The organism is Microvirga sp. RSM25 (assembly GCF_044784385.1).
Lineage (GTDB): Bacteria > Pseudomonadota > Alphaproteobacteria > Rhizobiales > Beijerinckiaceae > Microvirga > Microvirga tunisiensis.
On sequence record NZ_CP173039.1, the window covers coordinates 852,198 to 875,021 of the forward strand.

25 protein-coding genes and 1 pseudogene are annotated in these 22,824 nt (G+C 61.1%); 7 read left to right on the forward strand and 19 right to left on the reverse strand.

The genetic code is table 11. From position 1 onward, the window contains the following. Nucleotides 1-437 precede the first annotated feature (437 nt). Complete coding sequence (locus ACD578_RS04055; RefSeq protein WP_404291102.1) at nt 438-626, forward strand: hypothetical protein; 189 nt, start codon at nt 438-440, stop codon at nt 624-626. 104 nt (nt 627-730) lie between these two features. Further along, on the forward strand, nt 731-1,057 hold the full coding sequence (locus tag ACD578_RS04060) for a hypothetical protein (protein WP_404291104.1): 327 nt from the start codon (nt 731-733) through the stop codon (nt 1,055-1,057). A gap of 128 nt (nt 1,058-1,185) precedes the next feature. On the opposite strand, the gene ACD578_RS04065 is transcribed toward ACD578_RS04060, so the two are convergent. After that, a complete protein-coding gene (locus tag ACD578_RS04065; protein ID WP_404291106.1) occupies nt 1,186-1,503 on the reverse strand; it encodes a hypothetical protein in 318 nt (105 codons plus the stop codon). 329 nt (nt 1,504-1,832) lie between these two features. On the opposite strand from ACD578_RS04065, the gene ACD578_RS04070 reads away from it, so the two are divergent. Continuing rightward, the gene (locus ACD578_RS04070; protein WP_404293690.1) at nt 1,833-2,315 is read left to right on the forward strand and encodes a MucR family transcriptional regulator; all 483 of its coding nucleotides are present in this window, start codon (nt 1,833-1,835) and stop codon (nt 2,313-2,315) included. A gap of 86 nt (nt 2,316-2,401) precedes the next feature. Here the strand turns inward: ACD578_RS04070 and istB are convergent, their stop codons facing one another. The 4 genes from istB to ACD578_RS04090 form a co-directional block, all read right to left on the reverse strand. After that, nucleotides 2,402-3,259, reverse strand: a complete 858-nt coding sequence (gene istB, locus ACD578_RS04075; protein WP_404289335.1) for an IS21-like element helper ATPase IstB — start codon at nt 3,257-3,259, stop codon at nt 2,402-2,404. Then, complete coding sequence (gene istA / locus ACD578_RS04080) at nt 3,256-4,518, reverse strand: IS21 family transposase (RefSeq protein WP_404289333.1); 1,263 nt, start codon at nt 4,516-4,518, stop codon at nt 3,256-3,258. The genes istB and istA overlap by 4 nt, the downstream gene beginning before the upstream one ends. Nucleotides 4,519-5,257: 739 nt before the next feature. Next, the gene (locus ACD578_RS04085; protein WP_404291108.1) at nt 5,258-5,389 is read right to left on the reverse strand and encodes a hypothetical protein; all 132 of its coding nucleotides are present in this window, start codon (nt 5,387-5,389) and stop codon (nt 5,258-5,260) included. Between the two features lie 633 nt (nt 5,390-6,022). Beyond that, complete coding sequence (locus tag ACD578_RS04090; protein WP_404291110.1) at nt 6,023-6,538, reverse strand: hypothetical protein; 516 nt, start codon at nt 6,536-6,538, stop codon at nt 6,023-6,025. A gap of 436 nt (nt 6,539-6,974) precedes the next feature. Here ACD578_RS04090 and ACD578_RS04095 point away from each other — a divergent pair, with 436 nt between their 5' ends. Then, nucleotides 6,975-7,355, forward strand: coding sequence for a hypothetical protein (locus ACD578_RS04095; RefSeq protein ID WP_404291112.1), 381 nt, complete (start codon nt 6,975-6,977; stop codon nt 7,353-7,355). A 104-nt stretch (nt 7,356-7,459) separates the two neighbouring features. Here ACD578_RS04095 and ACD578_RS04100 read toward each other — a convergent pair whose 3' ends face one another. The 4 genes from ACD578_RS04100 to ACD578_RS04115 all read right to left on the reverse strand — a co-directional run bounded on the left by ACD578_RS04100 (nt 7,460) and on the right by ACD578_RS04115 (nt 8,952). Beyond that, a complete protein-coding gene (locus tag ACD578_RS04100) occupies nt 7,460-7,594 on the reverse strand; it encodes a hypothetical protein (RefSeq protein WP_404291114.1) in 135 nt (44 codons plus the stop codon). A gap of 40 nt (nt 7,595-7,634) precedes the next feature. Continuing rightward, a complete protein-coding gene (locus ACD578_RS04105; protein ID WP_404291116.1) occupies nt 7,635-8,096 on the reverse strand; it encodes a hypothetical protein in 462 nt (153 codons plus the stop codon). Nucleotides 8,097-8,247: 151 nt separating this feature from the next. Further along, a complete protein-coding gene (locus ACD578_RS04110; RefSeq protein WP_404291118.1) occupies nt 8,248-8,481 on the reverse strand; it encodes a hypothetical protein in 234 nt (77 codons plus the stop codon). A 30-nt stretch (nt 8,482-8,511) separates the two neighbouring features. After that, entirely contained in the window at nt 8,512-8,952 is a 441-nt protein-coding gene (locus ACD578_RS04115) for a GNAT family N-acetyltransferase (RefSeq protein WP_404291120.1), read from the reverse strand. A 480-nt stretch (nt 8,953-9,432) separates the two neighbouring features. Here ACD578_RS04115 and ACD578_RS04120 point away from each other — a divergent pair, with 480 nt between their 5' ends. After that, entirely contained in the window at nt 9,433-9,810 is a 378-nt protein-coding gene (locus ACD578_RS04120; RefSeq protein WP_404291122.1) for a response regulator, read from the forward strand. Nucleotides 9,811-9,892: 82 nt separating this feature from the next. Further along, nucleotides 9,893-11,047: a sensor histidine kinase gene (locus ACD578_RS04125; RefSeq protein ID WP_404291124.1), complete on the forward strand. Its 1,155-nt coding sequence runs from the start codon at nt 9,893-9,895 to the stop codon at nt 11,045-11,047. Nucleotides 11,048-11,294: 247 nt separating this feature from the next. Here ACD578_RS04125 and ACD578_RS04130 read toward each other — a convergent pair whose 3' ends face one another. Both ACD578_RS04130 and ACD578_RS04135 read right to left on the reverse strand, forming a co-directional pair. Continuing rightward, on the reverse strand, nt 11,295-11,459 hold the full coding sequence (locus tag ACD578_RS04130) for a hypothetical protein (RefSeq protein ID WP_404291126.1): 165 nt from the start codon (nt 11,457-11,459) through the stop codon (nt 11,295-11,297). Between the two features lie 1,517 nt (nt 11,460-12,976). Continuing rightward, nucleotides 12,977-13,201, reverse strand: coding sequence for a hypothetical protein (locus ACD578_RS04135; protein WP_404291128.1), 225 nt, complete (start codon nt 13,199-13,201; stop codon nt 12,977-12,979). A 333-nt stretch (nt 13,202-13,534) separates the two neighbouring features. Here ACD578_RS04135 and ACD578_RS04140 point away from each other — a divergent pair, with 333 nt between their 5' ends. Continuing rightward, on the forward strand, nt 13,535-13,792 hold the full coding sequence (locus ACD578_RS04140) for a hypothetical protein (RefSeq protein ID WP_404291130.1): 258 nt from the start codon (nt 13,535-13,537) through the stop codon (nt 13,790-13,792). Between the two features lie 245 nt (nt 13,793-14,037). Here the strand turns inward: ACD578_RS04140 and ACD578_RS04145 are convergent, their stop codons facing one another. The 8 genes and pseudogenes from ACD578_RS04145 to hutH form a co-directional block, all read right to left on the reverse strand. Continuing rightward, nucleotides 14,038-15,189 carry a hypothetical protein gene (locus tag ACD578_RS04145; protein ID WP_404291132.1) on the reverse strand — a complete coding sequence of 384 codons (1,152 nt, stop codon included), beginning with the start codon at nt 15,187-15,189 and terminating at the stop codon, nt 14,038-14,040. Between the two features lie 208 nt (nt 15,190-15,397). Continuing rightward, nucleotides 15,398-16,189, reverse strand: a complete 792-nt coding sequence (locus tag ACD578_RS04150; protein WP_404291134.1) for an ABC transporter ATP-binding protein — start codon at nt 16,187-16,189, stop codon at nt 15,398-15,400. After that, a complete protein-coding gene (locus ACD578_RS04155; RefSeq protein ID WP_404291136.1) occupies nt 16,186-16,962 on the reverse strand; it encodes an ABC transporter permease in 777 nt (258 codons plus the stop codon). Before ACD578_RS04155 ends, ACD578_RS04150 begins: the two co-directional genes overlap by 4 nt. Nucleotides 16,963-17,070: 108 nt before the next feature. Beyond that, nucleotides 17,071-18,011, reverse strand: a pseudogene (locus tag ACD578_RS04160) (ABC transporter substrate-binding protein). 188 nt (nt 18,012-18,199) lie between these two features. Continuing rightward, nucleotides 18,200-18,781, reverse strand: a complete 582-nt coding sequence (locus tag ACD578_RS04165) for a HutD family protein (RefSeq protein WP_404291138.1) — start codon at nt 18,779-18,781, stop codon at nt 18,200-18,202. Then, nucleotides 18,781-20,445, reverse strand: coding sequence for a urocanate hydratase (hutU, locus tag ACD578_RS04170; protein ID WP_404291141.1), 1,665 nt, complete (start codon nt 20,443-20,445; stop codon nt 18,781-18,783). Before hutU ends, ACD578_RS04165 begins: the two co-directional genes overlap by 1 nt. A 16-nt stretch (nt 20,446-20,461) precedes the next feature. Next, nucleotides 20,462-21,292, reverse strand: coding sequence for an N-formylglutamate deformylase (gene hutG, locus ACD578_RS04175; protein ID WP_404291143.1), 831 nt, complete (start codon nt 21,290-21,292; stop codon nt 20,462-20,464). Then, nucleotides 21,289-22,824, reverse strand: a complete 1,536-nt coding sequence (hutH, locus tag ACD578_RS04180; RefSeq protein ID WP_404293692.1) for a histidine ammonia-lyase — start codon at nt 22,822-22,824, stop codon at nt 21,289-21,291. The genes hutG and hutH overlap by 4 nt, the downstream gene beginning before the upstream one ends.

Sequence of the window (22,824 nt, forward strand, 5' to 3'; positions counted from 1 at the left end):
GTGCGAGGGTTGGAGTTTAACGTCTGCCCACGCTCCGCCTATGGAGTTCCGGCCAGCCCATTTTGCCACAAAGGCTTTCGGTTCGAAGCGGATATGAAGGGCGACCGCCCAAAGGACCTGGGGAGGGGCAGTCCGATTAACTGGAAATTCGACGCTCAGCCCGTCACACCCTCAATGGCAGTCAGCTTTCGCACCACGGGCGGAAGTTCCGGGGGAGGGCGGCTGGCCACCTCCAAGTCCGTGAACCGGCCTTGCACCTGGGATCATCCTGGTTCGAAGGACGCTCCGCCGGAGGGATTTTCGAGGGCAGTCGAATACGGTCCCATCCGATCTCGCTTTACGGTCCATTCGGTTTTCTCTGGCATCCATCGGCTGAGTCACGGAAGACAGGAAGAGCGGTAGTGTTCGGCCAATCGCATTCGCACAGAATCTGGCGCATGATGAACTCTCTGATTGATGCTCGCCCCGAATGGGCCGACCAGGACACCTTCGAGGCCGACCGTGAGAAGATGCTTCGGTATGGCCTCTCAGCAGGCATGACTCTGGAAGAGCTTCTGAGGATCACCGATCCAGATGTAATCCTGGGGTTGTGGACGGTGGCGGAGGCTAAAACCGCAGAAGCCTGAGACGAAAATACCCCCTTTGCTTCGGCTCTGGTTCACTGATCCACTTGCGAAGCTTGAGGTTGCCCGACACACTTCTGTGAAGCACAAATCACGGGAGGATCACCATGACGCAGCAAGCGATGGACGTGTCTGCTCCGGGTCTGCTGGATGCCTCAACCAAGATCAAAGCTGTGGCACAGAAGACCCCGGTACGTCAGGCTCACAAGGCACGCCCGTCTAAGGAGCCAGCAAATCCGATTTACCTTCTTGCGGCAATCACGCTTGGCATTCCGGTTCTGTCGATGATCCCCTTGGTTGGAATGAACCCTGGAGTGCAGGAAGGGACGCTCGCGACCATCACAATGTTCCTTGTCTTTTCCGCCTTCCTCGTCGCTGCGGTCTTCGAGATCAAGAGGTTTGCGGATCAGCCGTCTGATCCAAACCAGCACTGAAGGATCAGGTATACATCCTGTTCCCTATGCCTCCTGACCAGACCGGGAGTATCACGGGCACACAGAGGTTGGGCCGACGACCAGTGAACAGGCGGTGCAGGAGCTTGCACCGCCTGACGGGAATGCCTTCAGCAGTTGGTTTGCTGTTTGGTCGTGGTGCCTGTTGCGTCGGAAGTCTGTTTTGTTGTTGTCGAGCAGCCGGTGCTGCCGGTCGTGCCAACGTCCCGGTTCTCAATGACAACATTCTTCTGGTCCGGTCCTGACGCAGCATCACCAGTCGCGCCACCCACACCCGCACCAACTGCTGCACCCACTGGACCTCCAACCACAGCACCCGCCGCGCCGCCTGCGGCAGCACCGGCTGCTGCACCACCCGGATCGGCTACAGCGAGGGACGGGAGCAGGAGGGCGGTTGCAAGAACAGCATATTTCATCTCGACACGCATGACTGTTTCTCCACACGAGCCAATCGCGAACTGCGATCTGCTGCCGACTCAACGGCTGCGGCACCAAGGTGTTTCAGCTTGGCATTTCTTGGCGGGAAGGGTTCCGGGGTATACAAACCCCAATCCTAAAGTTGAATGGCGCAGACATAGCATCCAATATTGATTTCGGAAGAACGCTCTTGCCAAAGCTAAGCAAGGAGCATAGGTGAGACTAAGATCACAGGCATCTGTTATGCTGTACGGGTCGTTCCTGCTGATCCTGTTAGAGCATCAACTTGTTCTATACACCTTCCCACTTCCATTCCCGTGCAGCCGAGGACAAGAACAACATGAGCGAGAGCGCAACCTCTCCGAACTACATCGAACTCTGCGCTGACATCGTCTCAGCTTACGTCAGCAACAACTCCGTACAGGCCGCTGATCTGCCATCCCTGCTCCAATCTGTCTATGCCGCTCTGACGAACACCGGACAGGGGCGACAGGAGGAAGCCAAGGTTGAGTTGACCCCGGCTGTTTCGGTGCGGAAGTCCGTCACTCCAGACTACATCGTCTGCTTGGAGGACGGGAAGAAGTTCAAGTCGCTCAAGCGGCATCTGCGCTCCACTTACGACATGACACCCGAGCAGTACCGCGCGAAGTGGAGCCTGCCAGCGGATTACCCGATGGTTGCACCCAACTATGCCAAGGCACGCTCCGAGCTTGCCAAGACCATGGGGCTCGGCCAGCAGCGTAAGAAGGGCAAGGCTCCGGTTGAAGCTGTGGCCAACGATGCTGCTCCCGCTAAGGGCCGTCGCACCAAAAGGGCAGCCTAGCTCATCCCGTGTCAACGGGCGTTGAAGCTTCCGCATTTGTGGGCCTTCAATTTTCCCTACCTGATGGGTGGGGCTGTTTCCGGTGATCAGCCGGTTGAATGATCCATCGATGTCCCTCCGGGTGGTCGGCCGCGGCGCTTTGGTGCCGGCGGTGGCGTAATTAGGGCTTTCGATCGCACGTGCTCGGGAACCAGCTCGGCATGCTGACGCAAGCGGTAGCTTGAGCCCTCGATCTGGATCACAACCGCATGGTGGAGCAGGCGATCCAAAAGCGCCGTGGCCACAACAGGATCGCCAAAAACCTCGCCCCATTCGGCAAAACCGCGATTGGAGGTCAGGATCATGGCGCCTTTCTCATAGCGGGCATTGACGAGCTGGAAGAACAGATTGCCGCCGCCGGACGTGACCGGCAGATAGCCGATCTCATCCACCACCAGCAGGGAAGCCCGCGACAGAAAGCGGATGCGCTCGCGCAGTTGCCCCTCCCGATCCGCCTTTGCCAAAGAGGCAATGATCTCGGCCAGGGTCGCAAAGTAGACGCTCTTGCCGGCTTTCACCGCCTCCACTGCCAGGGCTGTCGCCAGATGGCTCTTGCCCGTGCCAGGCGGGCCGAGCAGATGCACCGCCTCGGCCCGGTCGATGAACTTCAGCTCGGCCAAGGCCAGAATGCGGTTGCGGTCGAGCGAGGGCTGGAAGGCAAAGTCAAAGCTCGCCAGGGTCTTGACCGTGGTCAGCCGCGCCATCATCAGGGCCGCCTTGATGCGTCGGCTCTCGCGCACCGTGAGCTCTTCCAAAAGCAAGTGATCGAGCGCTGCGATCCCGTCGATCTCGCCCTGCTCGATGCGCCGCAGCGTTGCGTCGAGCATCTCCAGGGCGCGGGGCATCCGCAAGCCAACCAGACTTCTCCGGATACTCTCAATCGTAGGGTGTCCATGGCCTGTCATGCCCGGCCTCCCGTGGCGGCCAGGCGATCCGCGACCGCCTGATAGAAGGCCAGCGAGCGACGCGCGACCCGGTCGCCTGGGCGTCCGACCATAATCGCCTCGGACGCGCTGCGCGATGCGTTTGCGATGAACCCCTGGCGATGGACTGGATCGACCCGCGATTGGCGCCGCCCTTCGAGCACCGGATGCTCGGCCACCACTCGGCCCGCATCGAGAATGCGGATCCGGTCGGGAAGCTGATGTACCTCGACGATGCGTCGGGTGCGATCCGGAACGCTGTAGTAGTTGCCGCCGATCGACACGAGCCCATCATGACTGACCCGGCGCTCGAGCTTGAGCAGGGCATCGAAGGGGAAGGCCGGCAGGGACTGCAACTCCGGCTGCTCGGCGGCAAAGGCCTCCGCGACGATGCGCTGGGTCGTGCCGTGTAGGCGGGCATTGGCCACTGTGGCGAGCCAGTCGCATAGTTGGGCGTTAAGGTCGTCGAGATTACGGAAGGAACGGGCCAGGAAGAAGTCCTGCCGGATGTAGCTGAAGGGCCGCTCGACCTTTCCCTTCGTCTTGGCCCGGTACGGCCGACAAGCTTTGGGCAGGAAGCCGTAGTGCTGCGCCATGGTGAGCAGCGCCCGGTTGTAGATGATCTGGCCCTCGCCATCCTCACCGGTCACCGCGGTCTTCATGCGGTCATAGAGGATCTCGAGCGGCACGCCGCCGATGCTCTCGAACGCCAGCATGTGACAGCGCAGCAGGGTCTGCAGATCCTGGTGCAGGACGAAGCGGGCGAAGATGTAGCGCGAGTGACCGAGCACGAGGGAGAACAGCCAGACGATGCGGGTGATCTCCGGCTGGTCAGTGAAGACCGTGACGAAGCGAGCGAAGTCGACCTGGGCCTGCTGGCCGGCAGGCGTCTCGAAGCGGATCTCGAAGGGCTTGGGCCGATCGGCCGGGCGGATGGCGCAGAGGAAGCGCTTCACGGCCGTGTAGGCACCCTCATACCCGCGCTCTCGGATCTCACGGGTGAGCCGCACCGCGCTCAGGTCGGGAAAGGCGGTGACGCGCTCGCGCAGGTAGTCGCGGTACGGCGCCAGCTTGCCGGAGCGACTGCCCCGCCGTGGGCCATAGACAGGCGGTTCGAGGCCGCGGGCGATGTACTTGCGGATGGTCTTGGGATCGCGGCCGGTGCGGCGAGCGATGGCTGAGATGGATAATCCCTGACGATGGAGGTCGAGGATCATAGGCAATTCTCCAAGCTGGATCACCGGCGCCACTCCCGTCCGAATTGTCTCGGAGGGGATCATCGACGACGGCGGGAGCACCTGCACGGCCGGAGCATGCCTCAGGACGTGAAGGCAGGGGCATCAGCTAGGGAATTTTCGAAGCCCACAATCAGGCAATATTCACCGCCCTATGACATCCCGCCACTAGGCGGATCAGCCATCGCCGCTCAGACGAATCCCTGCGAACCTGGTGCTACCCAGTACCGGGTTTTTCTTTCGAGGCTTGTCTGATCCCTGCTCCGTGACCAAGACCACGAGGCAGATGTTGAACATGCTCAAGATGGCTTGGCGCAGGGCCAAGGACTACTTTGCCGGGACAGGCTCTTTTGCTGGTGTGGACGCCGCCTTCTGCGCCGCTACATCAGCATCGTGTCTCAGCTTATCGACAGCCTCGGTGCGTTTGACCTGAAGCTCCCTCTGGCGATCAGCCTCAGCCTTTGCTCTGTCCTCGGACACATACGATCCGCGATAGTGGCACATAATGTCCTCCGTCTCTCGATTGGTCGCCCGAATGATCAGTAAAGCCCATCTAAGGGCTAAGGTCACACTTGGCCCAGAGTTTCAGCATGGCTGAAAAGAAAATAGACCGACCGGTGTCGGGCCTTAAACCTCACAGCCGGTTTGGAGAGACGGGAAAGGGCGCACCCACCGTAATCTCTTAGGATCGGCAGAAGTAGGCAGCAACGGGATGCCGCTACGCTTTTGATGAAGGACCATGCGCCTAGTGCTTGGAACTGGCTTTTGCTTCAACCACTTCGCTGACAGCCCATTGGCTGGGCTGCATTTTCGTGCTGCCTTTATCTTTCTTGGGCTTCTTGGTCTCGCGATTACCATGCTGTTCGCGATGTGCCATGGCAGAGCCCTCCAACGGTTCAGGAGACGTGATACAGTAAGTTACCGCTCCAAGAGCATACAATAGCAGGCCGGTTCTTTGCTGGTCTATTGGTTTTGATCCTGCGCCCGTGAGCGGGCGGCGCGAGCTTCCTCAATCAGGACTATCTGCTGTTCGTGGGTCATGCGGTGGATGTGCCGCAGGTGCTCCCGGCGACGCTTGGCTCCATCCTTCGGGAGATGGGTGCCAGGAGGAGCCGAGATAGATATTGCTGAAGGTGTCTGTGACATGGCTTTGTCCTTTCAGCACCAGCTTCCCCAGGATACACCAACAAGGATTTCGCCACCACAAGGAGGGCACGTGCGCGGCGACACAACTTTTCTAAGTAGGCTGCCGTGACAAGGGTGAATCGGAGTGCCCTGGCGAATGCTAACACCGCTCGACGCTCCCTTGATCCGGTACTGCGGCTCGGGTGAGGGTTCAGGCAGCATCTGCACAATCACGTATGTATCGGGTTCAGACCGCCTGGGATGGGCCGGTAGAACCGACTGCCCGACCTTGAACTTGTGCCTCATGGATTGCTCCATACAAAGGTTGCTCCTACATCTGGAACCAATCTCTCCTGCACCCAAAGCCGTTCCTGCCGGGTGATCATCATTGCCGCCATGGCGGCTGGTGTTGTGTGAACACCTCGCCTGACCAGAACCTCATGAGCCCCAGCGGGTCAGGCCAAGCCTGAGCAAATGGTTCTTGCGTAGAGCCTGATCCGATTGGCAACTCGTCAGGCTCCAGGCCGGGGTGGCCAAGGCGGTTCGCTGTCTTGCGAGCATTTTGGTTTGTTGTGGCCATCCACGGCTCGGCTAGATGCGCCGTCTCCTGCCACTCCCGCGACACCTCTTGGCTCATGGTCTGTGCGAAGGTCGTGGTCAGGGCTGCCGCCGAGGCCCAGTCCCGACAGCGTGAGAGCGCACTCATGTACTCCATCTGTCTCTGCGTCTGGCGCAGCATCAGCCGCAGGGTATCGGCAGCTAACGAGGTAAGTCCGAGCATCTGCTGCTGCTGGTCGAGAAAGGCACTGGCGAACTGAAACGCGTCGGCAACATCCGGCATGCGGGTTGCATCAGCGCCGCTCGGCGTCGCGGGTGACGAATTGAAATGTCGAGAAGCCATGGGTTTTCTCCTTGTTGGTCAGCTAAAAGGGCCGCCACGCGCTCAGTTTGCCAAGCTTGCCCGCTCAGTGACGGTGCAAATTGTACTGACGATGGTTCGTTCAAAGCGGGGCCGATTGAAATTATAAACTAGATCAATAACCTCAGGTGGATCAGGAGGTCCCGGCTAAGTGATAATTTTCAAAGAATAATTGCCCGTCCAGGACGTAGTGCAGCATGCAAGACCAGCATCCTAGATGCTGCACCGAGATACACACATAGAACAGTAAAGTCCTGTGTTCCCTCATCAGGTGGTGCAGCTTGTCACAGCCCCTGGCGAGTGGATCGTACTGTCTTACGTATTCTCCGATATCTCCATTTTAAGCTGTTCCTGACCAACCGCAGCATCAAGGTTGATGCTGCGGTGAGTGGTGTTTCGGGACACGACGGTGAGTTCGATGACGCGTCCTAAAGCGAAGCAGCCGAAGGTCCTCCTTCTTGAGACAGCGCAACGGTGCGCCTCGACGATTTCGATCCTGGTGAAGGCCGACTTTGAGGTTATCGCGGTCCAAAACCCGAATGAGGCATGGGCAACATTGGAAGCGCAGGATGATGTAGACGTTCTCCTCGCTGACATCGACATCTCCAGCCCAACAGGCGGTGTTGACCTGGGCCGGTACATCCATGACCGCTGGCCTGGGTTGGGACTGGTCCTGACCTCAAATCAGGTGCGTCATCTTCGCCCCAACGAGGTTCCCGGCAACGGATGTTTTCTGCCCCATCCGATTCCGGCAGATACCCTGTTAGACGAGGTTAGAATGGCAGTGCGCCGTCATTAGACGCACTCTGCGCCTATGAAGCTCGCAGACTGTTCCTCGCGACGGTCAGGACAGCACGGCGGCAACGCTCCCTGTCGTGCGCCACAAAAACCCACGCTGTTGGCTTACCAAGCTTTCGTCACATATTTTGCCTTCGCGCTCTCAGATTGGAGCGCCTCGTCCTTGGTCACGTGCTCGCGGCTGGTGCGGGGCGTAGCAGCAGACATGACATTGCAGCCATAAAGCGGCGTGATGCTCATGTTCTTGTTTCCGGGACAGGCTCACAGGTCGTCTGCCTCGTCATCGCCGTCCCAAGACATCCTCATTGTCCCAAGAGCCAAACTGCTCAGGGGCCTGTCCCATCGTCTTGAGCACCTTCGGGTAACAGGTCTTCGCAGCCTTCTTGCCGCGCCTGATCACCTCAATGACGAACCGCCAGTTGTCGGCATAATCAAGCATGAGGAGCATCGTGTGACCTACGTTGGGGAAGGCGTTGGTCAAGCAAGTCCGTCGTACATTCCTGGTGTCAGACTCCTCACTCTCGTCAGCGGACAATTCAAAGCTGGGCTGCGCGCGCAGCACGTCCGGTCCAGTGAGCTTGGGGTAGAAGCCGAAGTGATGCCCGAGTTTGAAGTTGAAAGCGTGGACGCTAACCTCGGCCAGATCACTAGGTGTTCTACGGCTTTCAATCTCGATCTCTCGGTAAACCGAGGGCTCGCCTTGGAGAGTGATCCGAAGGATGTGGGTGCCAGCCTTGGACATGGGCTCCTCCACTCGTCAGCCCATTCTCGCAAACCAACCTCGATCCGGCCATGCAAATCATTCGACGAACTCCTACCTGTCCGATCTTTCGGGAGAACAGTCTGGGAGGTTCAGATGGCGACAGTCTATCAGCATCGTGGAGGGCTGCTGCTCAGTTCTCGTCGTCTTCCGGCAGGGATTCGATATGCCCTATTCTCCAGGCGCGGTGACCAGCCTGCCGCTCCAAGGCTTCCACCTGCCGAAGAAGCTGTGTTGCCAGTGTCGCTTCGCGCTGAAAACCTTCATCCCCTGGGTCGCTCCCCAGGCGCAGGCGCATATCACGCACTCTCGCCTCCAGGGCTCGCCTGAGAACACCCAAATGCTCTTGGTTCAGTTCCAGCAACATTGTCCTGCTCCGTGGGCTGGATTTCAGAGTTCAGGCTGCACGATCCAACTTGCGACGCATGACGAATGTGCTGTGGGTCTCTTGAACGACCTCAAAGCCATGCCGCTTATAGAACCGAAACGCTGGGTTATTCTTCAGCACGAACAGGGCCATGGACTTTGCTGCTCTACCCTGTTCGTTCAGCCGCCGCATGACCTGTGAGCCGATGCCGCGCCGTTGATGCAGGGGCGCGACATACAGTTGCTTCAGGAAGGTTTCGTCGCCTGTCTGGCGAAACTCGACCCAGCCGATCTCCTGACCATTGAGCGTAATGATCCAGGTGTCGTCTGGACGCCACAGGTTTGCAAACTGTGCTTCTTGCTCGTGGTCTACCCACGCCATCCAGGCAATGGCCAGAGGTTTGATCGTTTGAACATAAAGATTGAGAGCAAAGGAATAGTCGGCTGAAAGAGCCGGTCGGAGGGTAATCATTGTGTGATCGGTTAAGGAATGCGGAGGTGGTAACCAGAGAGCGTATCTTGAGTGGTTACTTTTGGACTTCGCGTTGATTTCCTCCTACCACACGAGATCAGCTATGGGGAGTATGAGCACGATCCTTGTGGGCTCTGTCGGCGTCACACGTTCAGCCCTGCTATTCTCGGGAATGATGCTCATGAGCTTCGGAACTTCAGACATGAGCGGGTTGGCAAATTCGGAACTGATCGGCGGCTATAGAATTAGTTGAACATACGGACCCTCTATTATCCCCGCATTCCCCTTGTGCAGTGGGTCCAAGACTTGCGAGAGATTGCTCGACCCGGCGCTTGCGAAAGCAGCCGGGTTCTTTTTTGTCATCACGGGACAGCCGCTTGGTTCACGCCACCAACGAATACTGCCGCTTCACCGATAATCTCGATGGCCAAGCTTGCCTGTTCAGGTTAGATTCAAGACTAAGGGGCAAAGGCTTATGGGATGACCAAGCAGGTTGACGGCAAACCGCTCGTCCTCCTTCTGGAGGACGAGGCCCTCATTGCCCTCAACCTTCAGGACGAGTTGCAGGATGCAGGCTATGAGGTGGCTGGTCCCTTCACAGCCTGTGCCGCTGCTCTGGAGTGGCTTCAGACAGTCACCCCTGCGATGGCCATTCTGGATGCGGCTCTGACGGATGGTTCCTGTCGGGAGATCGCCCTGGAGCTAACCCGTCGCGATGTGCCGTTCCTGATCTACTCAGGATACCAAGAGGACCAGCACCTTTTGGCCGAGTTCCAGCATGTCACCTGGATCGAGAAGCCTGTTCCGTCTGAGGTTCTGGTCCAAGCCTGCCAGCAGCTTCTGGTCGGCAGTCCCTAAATTGCTTAGGAAATCAACCGCTTTGCTCGAACTAACATAGGTTAAGCACGTTCTCACGAGTGGTGTCGGTGGTAATCCTCTCGTGTTGAACGACAAATTGCATCCTTCCTGGACGGAGAGTGACCGGCTCGCAACCCTGCGCAGCTACCGGGTGCTCGACACGCCACCGGAACCTGCGTTCGACGATCTGGTGCAACTTGCCACCCGTGCCTGTCAGGCTCCGATTGCCCTGATCAGCCTCATCGACGAACGCAGGCAGTGGTTCAAGGCCGAGGTGGGGCTCGGCGTTCGTGAGACACCACTCGACCGCTCAATCTGCCTCTCAGCCATGCTTCAGCCTGGGTTGACCATCGTTTCCGACCTGAGTGAGGACCCTCGCTTTGCTCGCAACCCGCTGGTGACGGAGGAGCCGCACCTGCGCTTCTATGCTGGGGCGGTGCTGAGAACGCCAGACGGAGTGCCTTTGGGAGCGCTGTGTGTGCTCGATCATGGACCTCGTGATCTGACGGAGGAGCAGGCTTCCACCCTTACACTGCTCGCGCGACAAGTGATGTCGCACCTGGGACTGCGCCGAGCCGTAGCCGAACGGGATGAGAAACTGGATGCCAGTCACAGGATCGAGCAGCGGCAGGCTCTGCTGGTGCGGGAGCTTCACCACCGGGTGAAGAACACCTTGGCGACCGTCCAGGCGCTGGTCGGTGCTACAGGCCGGTCCACCGACAGCTTTGACGAGTTCTACCGCTCCTTCTCAAACCGGATCACCTCGCTGGCGAGAACCCACAATCTCCTGACTGAGGATTACTGGCAAACCGCACCCTTGCGGGAGATCGCCCTCAACGAACTCAAACCGTTTGCGGAAAGCCGACAGCCCCGCTTCATGCTGATCGGACCACCCATCGAGCTATCGGCTGACTTGGCGGTTCCAGTCGGCATGGCCCTCCACGAACTGACCACGAACGCTGTCCAGTATGGGGCTCTGTCGGTGCCGACTGGCTACGTCCAGGTTCGGTGGAGTGTGGCCGAGATTGAGGGTGCCAGGAGGCTCCATCTGGAATGGAGCGAATTTGGTGGTCCGCCCGTGAGCAAGCCGCAGCACCAAGGCTTTGGCTCGACGCTCCTCCAGCGGGTTCTCCCCATGCAATGCAATGCCGAGGTCAGCGTCAATTATGATAGGGCGGGCCTGCGGTTCTGCATGGATGCTCCCATGATCGAACAACGGCTGGTCCCAGCTTACTGAGGGCTGTACCAGATAAGACGACGCGCCAAGATCAGCTTTTGGATTTCCTCCGTGCCCCGGCTGACGCTTTTCTGGGCGAGCTTTTGGCAGCGGGCTGCCGTTTTGGCTTTGTCATCTCATTCAGCATCGCCCTCTGCTGACGCTGCATCTCTGCCGTCCAGAAGCCACGGGCCGCACCAACCCAAGTGTTTGCCGCACTCAGCCAGAGGCTCATCCAAGGGTTCTTTGCCATCTCGACCTCAGTCTTTCAGATGCTCCCGGCACTCTGGCCGTCACTGGGATTGATCCCATCGCCGAGGTCATCCTTCAGGGCCATCTCGCAGCGCTCCACGTGGCTCATGGCTCGCTGGCGCATCTCCTGCGGGTCGTGGCAGGGGTCTTTCACGTCCTGCTGGCAGAACTTGCAGATCATTGGACTGGCCTTTTTGTTGGCGGGGCGTGCTAGGCCAACAAAGGTTCGGGATCAGGGTTCCCTGTGCTCCGTTCAGCCCTTTCCACCCTGAATGGCATCAGCTTCCGCATCATCGGTGGGAGGTCGGGAGGAGGGCGGTTCGTCGCCTCCAAGTCGGTGAACCGGGCCTTGCACCTGGGATTATACTGACCTGGAGGCCGCTCCCACGGGAGGGACTTTCTCGGGCAGCGAAGGCAATCCTATCGATTAGATGACGTAACTGGATGTCGGCCCCCAAACTTCTCGACCAGTCGGGCCAACCGGTACTGACCTCTGCGGTGCAGGCAGAGGGGACAATCAACCCGGACGATTATTCATGGAAAGTCGGACAGCCGTTCGACCATGACCTTGCGAGGTAGTGGGCTTAGAACAATTAGAGAACGAATATGTCGGGCTCGGGTTCGACTGGTTAGTGCCGTCAGAGCCTACAGAGGGATGCGCATAGCTGCTTAGGAGTGGGAAACCTAGAGACGAAACAGGACCAAAATAGGTTGGCTTAGCCGGTTTCCCACTTCGTCTAAGTTGCGGTAAACATTAATAATTTTCGCCCCGCCCCTGGGCACCACTTATCTCCATTGATATTTCTAAGGTTATTGGTGTCCTGCTTGAGGGTTCGAGAGTGCTTGTCCGCTTTGGGGCGCACTGGGGAACAACTTCATTCATTTGGCTCTAGAACGGCTATAGCGGATCAAATCTCCAGAGACGCTCTGCTTTCCAAACTATAGTCGGCTTGCCCCAGCGTGACTTGGCTTGTTTGGACCTGAAAATCCTATCGCATACGACAGGGCGCTGTGTCGCCAGCATCATAAGGTCGAGAACACGTTCGCTAAGCCCGAGGACTGTCGCTGGATTGCGACCCGCTACGACCGCTGCGCTCACACCTTCTCGGCCATCTGCATCTCGGCCACCGTCGCCTTCTACGTCAATTAACGGGTCCTGAGGCTAGTTTGCCGGACCAGATCCCGGCCCTGGTCTGCCGGACGGTGTTCCGTCAGGATTCATGCCGTATTTCCTGTATGTCGCCTGCAGATCCTCTTCCTCGGCGGCTTTCATGCGGGTATCGCTTCTGGCTTGATAAGCTGCATTTGAAGCATTCACGCCTACGATCAGCGGAATGGATGACAAGCCCGTTTTGTCCACGGACGCTGCCATCGCGGCAACGCCTTGTGCGGTGCCGAGAGCGCGTGCCTCGGCCTCCAGTTCGGCATGGGCTCTCGCTGAGGCGGATCCGGGCTCATCAATGCCTGCGGTATGGGGGGCTGCGGTGGTCATCGAGCCCGCGGTGCTTTGGCACCCGACGAGGGCCATGAGGGATGCCACGGCAATTATGGTCTTTCTTGCTGCAGATGACATGGGTCGGACCTGTGGTAGCGTAGCGTTATTCTGCTACCTTAACACGGCGCTGACTTTGCCTTCCCATCTGAACGTAGAGGGTCGAGCATGTTTGTCCGCTAGCCCCAATTGACCTGCAGCTACAATCAGGATGGGAGTTGTACGCTATTCTCATCATGAGCGGCTTCCAAGACCTTCGCCGGCGTGAGAGAGGATCGGCAATGGGAGATCTGCTGGTGCAAAAGCGTGATGGCCGTGCGGGCGAGATCCCGGAACTGCTGCTGCAGGATCTCCGGAGCATCGTCCCAGTCGCCTGAATACTCGGCGGCATAAAACGCCTGCGCGACAAGCTCGACTTGGTCTGGCGGCATGCAAGTCTCCCTGCACCTGTTAACCAGATAGGTACTTAGAGAGGCATTCGTTCCCTGTCTCTTTGGGATTACCACTTACGAGAGGTCGGAAGTCATTGATATTGCTGAACCTGCTACCCTTTCCGAGCAGGGGATGATTTTAGGAACATTTACATAGGTGAACTTTGGCCTGTTCTTTGGCGCACATCTGCCGCTATTCCTCATGAAACAGGTTTGAAATGAATGTGACATTCTGAAGGATCTTCTCTACTACTCTTGGATTACACCTATGTGCTATTATTAGCTTCTTGGCGCAGTCCCGAAGCGCGGATTGTGCGATCTGAGACATAAGCGATGACGGATCTGGACGAATTGAAGAAGATCATTGTCGCGACGTGGCGCGATGAGGAAATGGCATCGTCTGCATGCTACGGCGTCGACGCCTATTCGAAGCACTGGCCCTATGTCTTCATGGTCAATGACTGGCGTGTCTGGAACGAGAGCGGGCGAGACCTGAACCAGGAGGTCGTCCGATGGCTCGACGAGCAAGGGGGGCCTGGGACTTCTATCATCTGCTCGATGAGTGGGGTTTGGTGGGCTTCGACGACCTGAGAGCCGCGACGCGCTTCAGGCATCGCTGGTTCGGGGCGATCAAGGTTGTATCGTCGTCCGACAACACATGGAACCCGCATCCGCTCAGCGGCACCTTTGCTCCCAGCCTCGTGGATGAGAACTCGATGCAGGCTCGCAAAGACAGCCACGCAGTTCGATAGTCCCGCTGTACCGGTCCTGCCGCCCGCCTCTGTCCTTGACGCGTGACGGCGCTCTCTGCAGGCCTTTTCCAACGGTCCAGTCGGTCACTTCTTCGCGCAGATCGCCCGAGCGATCATGCCCTTTGGGCTCTCGCTGGTGGAGAAGCAATACACGCCCACTTCATCCATATCGAGACGGTCGCCACGGTTGCAGGTACCGTTGATCGGGTATTCATCCTGGTCGCAGCGAGCCATGCATCGGCCCTGGGATGTGCATTCCTGCACGAAGACGCGCAGAATCGTTCCGGCGAGCCCCGGCTTCCCTTCAGGTCCCATCTTTCCCTCCGGACCGATGGAACCCGGAGGTCCGGCAGGACCAGTGAGCCCAGCCGGGCCGATGGGACCGATGGGGCCAGGAGGTCCAATCGGCCCGATGCCTCCGGCAACACCTTGCGGTCCCGGAGGCCCGGCAGGCCCCACGGGCCCGATAGATCCTTCCGCGCCAACAGGACCAGCCAGTCCGATCGGACCAGGTGGGCCGGCGGGTCCGGGTTCGCCTCGCGGCCCCGGCGTCCCCTGAGGTCCCTGCGGCCCCTGGTGGCCTGCAAGACCCTGTGGCCCCTGCGGGCCGGGAGGCCCCGCCGGGCCTTCGGGCCCGATAGGACCCGCTGGTCCCGCAGGGCCTGGCTGCGCGTCAGGGACGGCCCGTGCCTCCGTATTCCCTGGTGGTCCCGGAGGTCCGGCAGGTCCTTGTGCCCCAACCGGGCCTGCCGGTCCGGGTTCTCCGCGCGGCCCGGGAGGACCTGCAGCCCCTTGTGGGCCGGGAGGTCCTTCCGATCCCGGGTCGCCCTTCGGTCCGGGGGCGCCGTCGCGCCCGGGTTCGCCTTGAGGGCCGGGCAGGCCTGCAGGCCCAGGCTGGACGGGTTCAACGGCCGCAGATTGCTGTGCTGCGCCCGATCCTTCCGGACCTTTCTGGCCGCAGAAGCCGACAACCGCCTGGCGCTGCTCATTCTCCGCCTGGAGGTTCACGACGCAGCTGGCGGGATGATAGGCGATCCGGAAAGTGAACCGACCGTTGGCATCGGCTTTCGTCTCGAAGCGTTCATCGAGGAAGATCGACACCTGCCGTGGTTTGCTCAATCGACCGACGACACGCAACTCGCCGGCGGTGATCATGGCCTGATCGATGACGATATCGGCCATGGCTGGCGTGCCGCTGGCGATCAGGATGGATCCGGCTAACAGGCGTTTGAGCATCGTGCCTTCCCCGCATCAGAGACATTAAGCGTCGCCTGAAGAAGGCCGAAGCGTCAATTCACCCGGAAGGATATCGGGAGTGCCTTACGCCGTACGCATTGTGGCTGCAGAGAGTGCGAGCGCATCGTGCCGAACCGGAGGTCCGCGCCCGCGAAAAGCGGCTCCGGTTTTTCACCCCGAATGATGCGCCGCTTAAGGGTCCGAGGCTCTAATGCACGCCTTCCGCCTGCATTGCCTCGACGCGGATCTCCTCCGTCAGCTGCGCCTTCAGGCTTGAAAACTCCGGGGTGGTCTTCATCGTGTAGTGTCGCGGGTGAGGCAGGTCGACGGGGATGTCGGCCTTGATGCGGCCGGGGCGGGCGGACATGACGATGACGCGGGAGGCGAGGAAGATCGCTTCCTCGATGTCGTGGGTGACGAAGAGCACGGTCTTGCGCTCGCGTTCCCAGATGCCCAGCAGCAGTTCCTGCATCAGGCCGCGGGTCTGGTTATCGAGGGCGCCGAAGGGCTCGTCGAGCAGCAGGATTTCCGGATCGTTGGCGAGCGCGCGGGCAATGGCGGTACGCTGCTGCATGCCGCCGGAGAGCTGCTTCGGGTAATGGTTCTCGAAGCCGCGCAGGCCCACCTTCTCGGTGAAGGACGCGACGATGTCTTGGCGCTCCGCTTTCGGCATGCCCTTTTCGCGCAGGCCGTAGGCGATGTTCTCAGCAATCGTCAGCCACGGAAACAGGGTATAGGACTGGAACACCATGCCCCGGTCGGCACCCGGACCTTTGATCTCGCGGCCATTCAGAAGAACGCGTCCGCCGCTCGGACGGTCGAGGCCTGCCACGATGCGCAGGAGCGTGGATTTTCCGCAGCCGGAGGGGCCGAGAATGGTGATGAAGTCGTTCTGCGCGACCTGCAGGTTTGTGGGCTCGAGCGCGCGCACGGGCGCGCCGCCGCGCACGCCCGGAAACACCCGCGAGACGCTGTCGATCTGGAGGATCGTGCCGGTCATGCGAGCCTCCACGGGAAGAGCGAACGGTTGAGAGCTTTGAACAGAAAGTCGGAGATGAGGCCGATGACGCCGATGACGATGATGCCGAAGATCATCTGACCGGTGGCCAGAAGCGCCTGGCTGTCGATGATCATGTGTCCGATGCCGGAGGATGAGCCGATGAGCTCCGCGACGATCACATAGGTCCAGGCCCAGCCGAGAACGAGGCGCAGGATCTCGGCGATCTCGGGCGCATTTGCGGGGATGAGCACGCGCTTCACCACGCCCCGATCCTTGGAGCCCAGCGTATAGGCGGCCTCCACGAGATCGCGGCGGGTGTTGCCCACGGCAACCGCGACCATCAGGATGATCTGAAACACGGAGCCGATGAAGATAACAAGGAGCTTCTGCATCTCTCCGATGCCTGCCCAGAGGATGAGTAGCGGCACGAAGGCCGATGCGGGCAGATAGCGTGCGAAGGACACGAAGGGCTCGAGGAATGCCTCGAAGGACTTGTAGGCGCCCATCATGATGCCGAGCGGCACGGCGACGGCTGCGGCCAGGACGAAGCCGCCAACGACGCGCCAGACCGTGATGCCGATATCGCCCATGAAACCGAAGCGGGTGAGCAGCAGCCATCCGTCCTGCACCATCGTGATCGGATCGGCGAGGAAGGTCCGCGAAACGAAGCCGCCAAGGGTCGCGACGGCCCATGCTGCGAGGAAAAGGATGAAGAAGGAAATGCCGAGCGTGACGCGCGTGCCCTGGCTGACGGGTTCGAGAGGACGAGGCATGAAGGATCTGCTCTGCCATCCGGACCTGGTGTGCCGGAGGGTGCTTGTGAGGAAGTGATCAGGCGGCGGCCCGCGTGGAACCGGGCCGCCGCCGCGTTAGGGAGATCGCTACTGGATGAAGCTGGTATCGGCCAGCGCTTCCATGTCGGGCTTCTGCTTGATGATGCCGGTCTCCAGGAGCAGGTCGGCGGCTTCCGCCGAGAAGGTCTTGAACTCGCTCGCGAAGAACTTCTTGTTGGCCTCGCGGTCCTGCCAGCGCAGGAACTGGGCCGACTTGCCGAAGGCCTCGCCGGTCTGCTTCACGTCCGCACCCATGATGTCATAAGCCTTCGCCTGATCCTTGGCGATCATGTCGAGCGCTTCGAAATAGCTGTCGGCAAAGGCCTTCGCAGCCTTCGGGTTGTCGGCAAGGAATTTCGGCGTGCAGCCGAAGGTGTCCATGACCATCGGATAATCGAGGGTCGTGGCGATGATCTTGCCGGCCTGAGGGCTGCGCGCACCGAGGAGAGGTAGGGCTCGTAGGTCATGGCCGCATCGTTCTGGCCGGCGATGAAAGCCTGCGCGGCCGGGCCCGGCTCCATGTTGACCACCGTCACATCCTTCACCGAGAGGCCGTTCTTCTTCAGCATCCAGGAGAGGGCGAAGTAGGGCGACGTGCCGGGCGCGGAGGCGGCCACCTGCTTGCCTTTGATGTCCTTGATGGCAGCGATGTCGTTTTTCACCACCATGCCGTCAGCCCCGTAGCTTTTGTCGAGCTGGAAGATCTGCTTGGTGGGGACGCCGTTCGCGTTCCACACGATCCAGGTCTCGACCGTGGTGGCGGCGCATTGGATGTCGCCGGACTGGATGGCGAGATGGCGGCTGGCCTGCGGGACCTTCTTGATCGTGACGTCGAGGCCGTTCTTCTTGAAGATGCCGGCTTCCTTCGCGAGCGTAAGGGGCGCGAAGCCCGTCCAGCCCGAGATGCCGATGGCCACCTTCGTCTCCTGCGCCGAGGCGGACCCGACCGCCAGCGCCAACACGGCCAAACTACCCAATACCGCCTTCATTGCAGCCTCCGTTCTATCCAAATCCTCTGGCTCGTTTCGCCGATCGCGCTCTCCGGTAGGTTCCAGGAATTCAGGCGCCGGGCATTCTTTTCGAGCGGGCGAATGGCACCATGCCGGAGCGGCAATGTCAAATGTATAGACATTTTGACCTGCCGCTGTTTTGGGCATCGCGCGTCAAATATTGGCTCCTATGTCGACGGCTCAGGCGAGATCTCGACGAGGATCGCACGGCCGGTCCCGGAGAGCAGGACAAGTTCCTGCGTCGCCTCCAACATCAGCGCATCGAGCACCTGGAGCGAATGGATCGTCGAATCGAGCGTCACGTCGAAAGGACCGTCGAGCGGCACGAGAAAGGCGACAATCGTGTCCTCCGACAGCAGCGCCACGCCGGATCCAATGAACCGCGTCCGGTGCCGGAACTGTCCGCGCCGCGTCATCACGTTTAGGTCGCGGATCGGGCCCGAGAGGAGCCGCCCGATGGTGACGTCGTCGCCGGAGAAAGAGAGCTTGGGAGAGACCCTGTCGAGCGGATAAGCGATACCCTCCACGTCGAGCTCGATGCCGTCGCCCTTGACCACGATCAGCGTGCGGTCGATCCCTGGAAAAAGCGAGAACGGTCCGTCGGACGCGACATCCGCCATGCTGACGCGCCATCCGAACGTCTCGAAACCCGAGCCTTCCGGAAAGGCGGCAACCTCCGCGGTGGTGCCGCCGCCGTTCTTCCACGGAACCCGGACGAGATCGTGCTCGCGGATGACGCGCGCGCCCATTACCGCAGGCTCGGCAGGTTGAGGCCGTGTTCGCGGGCGCAGTCGATGGCGATGTCGTAGCCGGCATCCGCATGACGCATCACGCCGGTCGCCGGGTCGTTCCAGAGCACACGCTCGATGCGCTTGGCCGCTTCCGGCGTGCCATCGCAGGCGATCACCATGCCCGAATGCTGCGAGAAGCCCATGCCGACGCCGCCGCCATGATGCAGCGAGACCCAGGTGGCGCCGGACGCGCAGTTGAGCAGCGCGTTGAGGAGTGGCCAATCGGACACTGCATCGGAGCCGTCCTTCATGGCTTCCGTCTCGCGGTTCGGGCTGGCGACCGAGCCGGAATCGAGATGATCGCGGCCGATCACGATGGGTGCCTTCAGCTCGCCCTTGGCCACCATCTCGTTGAAGGCGAGGCCAAGCCGGTGACGGTCGCCCAAGCCCACCCAGCAGATGCGCGCGGGCAGGCCCTGAAACTTGATGCGTTCCTTGGCCATGTCGAGCCAGTTGTGCAGGTGCTTGTTGTCGGGCAGCAGCTCCTTCACCTTGGCGTCAGTCTTGAAGATGTCTTCCGGATCGCCCGAGAGCGCAGCCCAGCGGAACGGTCCGATGCCGCGGCAGAAGAGCGGACGGATATAGGCCGGCACGAAGCCCGGGAAGTCGAAGGCGTTGTCAACGCCTTCATCCTTCGCCATCTGGCGGATGTTGTTGCCGTAATCGAGGGTCGGTACGCCTGCCCTGTGAAAGTCGAGCATGGCGCGCACGTGCTCGGCCATGGATTGCTTGGCAGCGTGCTCCACGGCTTTGGGATCGCTCTCGCGCTTGGCGTCCCACTGGCTAAGCGTCCAGCCCTTCGGCAGATAGCCGTTGATCGGATCATGCGCCGAGGTCTGATCGGTCACCGCATCGGGACGGATGCCGCGGCGGTAGATCTCCGGAAAGATCTCGGCGGCGTTGCCGAGGAGGCCTACGGAGACCGGCTTCTTGTCGCGGCACGATTGCTCGATGATGGCGAGTGCCTCGTCGAGCGTATCGGCGCGCTGGTCGAGGTAGCCGGTGCGCAGGCGCATCTCGATGCGGCTCGGCTGGCATTCCACCGCAAGGCAGGAGGCGCCCGCCATGGTGGCGGCGAGCGGCTGCGCGCCGCCCATGCCGCCGAGGCCACCGGTGAGGATCCAGCGGCCGGAGAGATCGCCGTTATAATGCTGACGACCCACCTCCACGAAGGTCTCGTAGGTGCCCTGCACGATCCCCTGCGTGCCGATATAGATCCAGGAGCCGGCCGTCATCTGGCCGTACATCATGAGCCCCTTACGATCGAGCTCATGGAACTTGTCCCAGGTGGCCCAGTGCGGCACGAGGTTCGAATTGGCGATCAGCACGCGCGGCGCATCCGCGTGGGTGCGAAACACGCCGACCGGCTTGCCCGACTGCACGAGGAGCGTCTCGTCGGCTTCAAGGTTTTTGAGAGCTGCCACGATGCGGTCGAAGCTGTCCCAATCGCGTGCGGCACGGCCAATACCGCCATAGACGACGAGTTCGCCCGGCTTCTCGGCGACATCGGGATCGAGGTTGTTCATCAGCATGCGCAAGGGCGCCTCCGTCAGCCAGCTCTTGGCCGACAATTCGGTGCCATGCGGAGCGCGGATCACGCGGGCGTTGTCGATGCGGGTCATGGGACGGATCCTCGGGTCAGGCTTTGGAACGGGCGAAGGTGAGACAGGTTTGAAGAATGAGGGCGAGTGCCGTCCGCATGGGCGCGGCATAATCCTCGTCGTAGGCGCTGGGCCACTCGCCTTCCGCTACAGGGCCGGGCGGCTCTTTCATGTAGCCGCGGCAGGCAAGCTCCATCTGGACGGCATGAATACCGGCCCGCGGATCGCCGAAGCTGCGCGTGATGTAGCCACCCTTGAACCGACCGTTGACCACATGGCTGAAGCCGCTGCCGATGCAGATCTTCTCGATGGCGTCGCTCAGGGATGGGGCACAGGTGGTGCCGCCATTGGTGCCGATGTTGAAATGAGGCAGGGTGCCGTCGAACAGGCGAGGTATGACCGAGCGGATCGAGTGGCAATCATAGACTACGACTGTGGCATGCCGTGCCCGCAGCCGGTCGATCTCCGCGTGAACGGTCGCATGATAGGGATCGAAGAAACGGACGCGGCGCTCGGCGATCTCGTCCTCCGTCGGCTCTGTTCCCGGCTCGTAGAGCGGCTCGCCGTCGAAGGTGGTGGTGGGGCACAGCTCCGTTGTCGCCTGTCCCGGATAGAGCGAGACGCCGGACGGGTCGCGGTTCACGTCGATCACCGTGCGGGAGATCGTGGTGCGGATCACGGTTGCGTCGAGGTCGGCGGCGAAATCGTAGAGTCGCTCGATCCACCAATCCGCATCCTTGCGCGCCAGCCAGGGCGAGACGAGGCCGCGTTCGTACGCGGCGGGAATCGCCGTTCCGGTATGCGGCAAGCTCACCACGAGCGGCGCTTCTCCACGGACGACAGTGAGCCAGTCCGGATGCTCGCTCATGCTCGAACCTCATCGGTCACGAGCGGCAGCACGTCGACGCCGGCGGCTTCCGCAAGGGCGCCGGAAACAACGAGAGCCGTGGCCTGCTGCATGTCGGGCGCCATGTGCCGGTCGTCATCGAGATGCGGAACTTTCGCGCGCAGCAGCGCGCGGGCACTCTCGAGGCGCTCGCTCGATTTCATGGAGGCGTGGAAGTCACAGCCCTGGACCGCGGCGAGCAATTCGATGCCGATGACGTTGGCAGTATTCGCCGCCATCGGGAGGAGACGCCTTGCCCCGTGGGTCGCCATGGAGACATGGTCTTCCTGGTTGGCGGAGGTCGGGATCGAGTCCACGCTCGCCGGGTAGGCGCGCTGCTTGTTCTCCGACACGAGAGCCGCCGCCGTCACCTGTGGGATCATGAAGCCGGAATTGAGCCCGGGTTTCGGCGTCAGGAAGGCGGGAAGGCCCGACAGGGCCGGGTCGACCAGCATGGCGATGCGCCGCTCGGCGAGAGAGCCGATCTCACAGAGGGCCATGGCGAGCATGTCGGCAGCAAAGGCCACCGGCTCCGCGTGGAAGTTGCCGCCGGAGATGACCTCTCCGGTCTCCGCGAAGACGAGCGGGTTGTCGGATACGCCGTTCGCCTCGGTGCCGAGCGTCTCGCCGGCCTGACGCAGCAGGTCGAGCACGGCGCCCATCACCTGCGGCTGACAGCGCAGGCAATAGGGATCCTGCACGCGGTCGTCGTTGGTGAGGTGAGACGCCCGGATGGCGCTGCCCTGCATCAGCGCGCGCAAGGATGCGGCGACCTCGATCTGCCCGCGGTGACGCCGCAGCTTTTGAATACGCTCGTCGAATGGTCCATCCGACCCCTTGGCGGCATCGGTCGCCAGTGCGCCTGTGACGAGCGCGGCGCGGAACACGCGCTCGGCTTCGAACAGGCCGGCCAGCGCGAGCGCGGTCGAGACCTGCGTGCCGTTGAGAAGCGCCAGACCTTCCTTCGGACCAAGCGCCAACGGCGCGAGGCCCGCTTGTGCCAAAGCTGTTTCTGCCGGAATGCGCACGCCGTCGACGAAGAACTCGCCGACGCCCATGAGCGCTGCCGTCATGTGGGCGAGGGGAGCCAGATCGCCCGAGGCCCCCACCGATCCTTGCCCGGGAATGACAGGAATGAGGTTGGCGCGCAGGCAAGCCGTCAGGTGCTCGATGGTGGACCAGCGCACGCCCGACGCTCCTTGAGCGAGGCTGGCGAGCTTGAGGGCCATGACGAGCCGCACCGCCGCAATCGGCAGGGGCTCACCGACGCCTGCCGCGTGCGAGAGCACGATATTGCGCTGGAGAGTCGCGAGATCGGCGGTGCCGATGCGCACGCTCGCGAGCTTCCCGAACCCCGTGTTGATGCCATAGACCGGCTCACCCTTGGCCACGATGGCCTCGATGGTCCTGGCGCCGGCCTCGATAGCCGGGCGGCAATCCTGATCGAGCGCGACGTCGGCACCGAAATAGACGTGGCGCCAATCGGCGAGCGAAACGGAGCCGGGATGAAGCAT

Coding starts and splice junctions, on each gene's coding strand:
- hutH (WP_404293692.1), bottom strand. CDS start 22,824: ATGCTTCATCCCGGCTCCGTTTCGCTCGCCGATTGGCGCCACGTCTAT.
- ACD578_RS04145 (WP_404291132.1), bottom strand. CDS start 15,189: ATGCTCAAACGCCTGTTAGCCGGATCCATCCTGATCGCCAGCGGCACG.
- ACD578_RS04165 (WP_404291138.1), bottom strand. CDS start 18,781: ATGGGCGCGCGCGTCATCCGCGAGCACGATCTCGTCCGGGTTCCGTGG.
- ACD578_RS04120 (WP_404291122.1), top strand. CDS start 9,433: ATGACCAAGCAGGTTGACGGCAAACCGCTCGTCCTCCTTCTGGAGGAC.
- ACD578_RS04060 (WP_404291104.1), top strand. CDS start 731: ATGACGCAGCAAGCGATGGACGTGTCTGCTCCGGGTCTGCTGGATGCC.
- ACD578_RS04150 (WP_404291134.1), bottom strand. CDS start 16,189: ATGACCGGCACGATCCTCCAGATCGACAGCGTCTCGCGGGTGTTTCCG.
- ACD578_RS04140 (WP_404291130.1), top strand. CDS start 13,535: ATGACGGATCTGGACGAATTGAAGAAGATCATTGTCGCGACGTGGCGC.
- ACD578_RS04110 (WP_404291118.1), bottom strand. CDS start 8,481: ATGTTGCTGGAACTGAACCAAGAGCATTTGGGTGTTCTCAGGCGAGCC.
- ACD578_RS04055 (WP_404291102.1), top strand. CDS start 438: ATGATGAACTCTCTGATTGATGCTCGCCCCGAATGGGCCGACCAGGAC.
- hutU (WP_404291141.1), bottom strand. CDS start 20,445: ATGACCCGCATCGACAACGCCCGCGTGATCCGCGCTCCGCATGGCACC.
- hutG (WP_404291143.1), bottom strand. CDS start 21,292: ATGAGCGAGCATCCGGACTGGCTCACTGTCGTCCGTGGAGAAGCGCCG.
- ACD578_RS04095 (WP_404291112.1), top strand. CDS start 6,975: ATGACGCGTCCTAAAGCGAAGCAGCCGAAGGTCCTCCTTCTTGAGACA.
- ACD578_RS04090 (WP_404291110.1), bottom strand. CDS start 6,538: ATGGCTTCTCGACATTTCAATTCGTCACCCGCGACGCCGAGCGGCGCT.
- ACD578_RS04135 (WP_404291128.1), bottom strand. CDS start 13,201: ATGCCGCCAGACCAAGTCGAGCTTGTCGCGCAGGCGTTTTATGCCGCC.
- ACD578_RS04130 (WP_404291126.1), bottom strand. CDS start 11,459: ATGATCTGCAAGTTCTGCCAGCAGGACGTGAAAGACCCCTGCCACGAC.
- ACD578_RS04070 (WP_404293690.1), top strand. CDS start 1,833: ATGAGCGAGAGCGCAACCTCTCCGAACTACATCGAACTCTGCGCTGAC.
- ACD578_RS04155 (WP_404291136.1), bottom strand. CDS start 16,962: ATGCCTCGTCCTCTCGAACCCGTCAGCCAGGGCACGCGCGTCACGCTC.
- ACD578_RS04105 (WP_404291116.1), bottom strand. CDS start 8,096: ATGTCCAAGGCTGGCACCCACATCCTTCGGATCACTCTCCAAGGCGAG.
- ACD578_RS04085 (WP_404291108.1), bottom strand. CDS start 5,389: ATGGCACATCGCGAACAGCATGGTAATCGCGAGACCAAGAAGCCCAAG.
- ACD578_RS04065 (WP_404291106.1), bottom strand. CDS start 1,503: ATGCGTGTCGAGATGAAATATGCTGTTCTTGCAACCGCCCTCCTGCTC.
- istB (WP_404289335.1), bottom strand. CDS start 3,259: ATGACAGGCCATGGACACCCTACGATTGAGAGTATCCGGAGAAGTCTG.
- ACD578_RS04100 (WP_404291114.1), bottom strand. CDS start 7,594: ATGAGCATCACGCCGCTTTATGGCTGCAATGTCATGTCTGCTGCTACG.
- ACD578_RS04115 (WP_404291120.1), bottom strand. CDS start 8,952: ATGATTACCCTCCGACCGGCTCTTTCAGCCGACTATTCCTTTGCTCTC.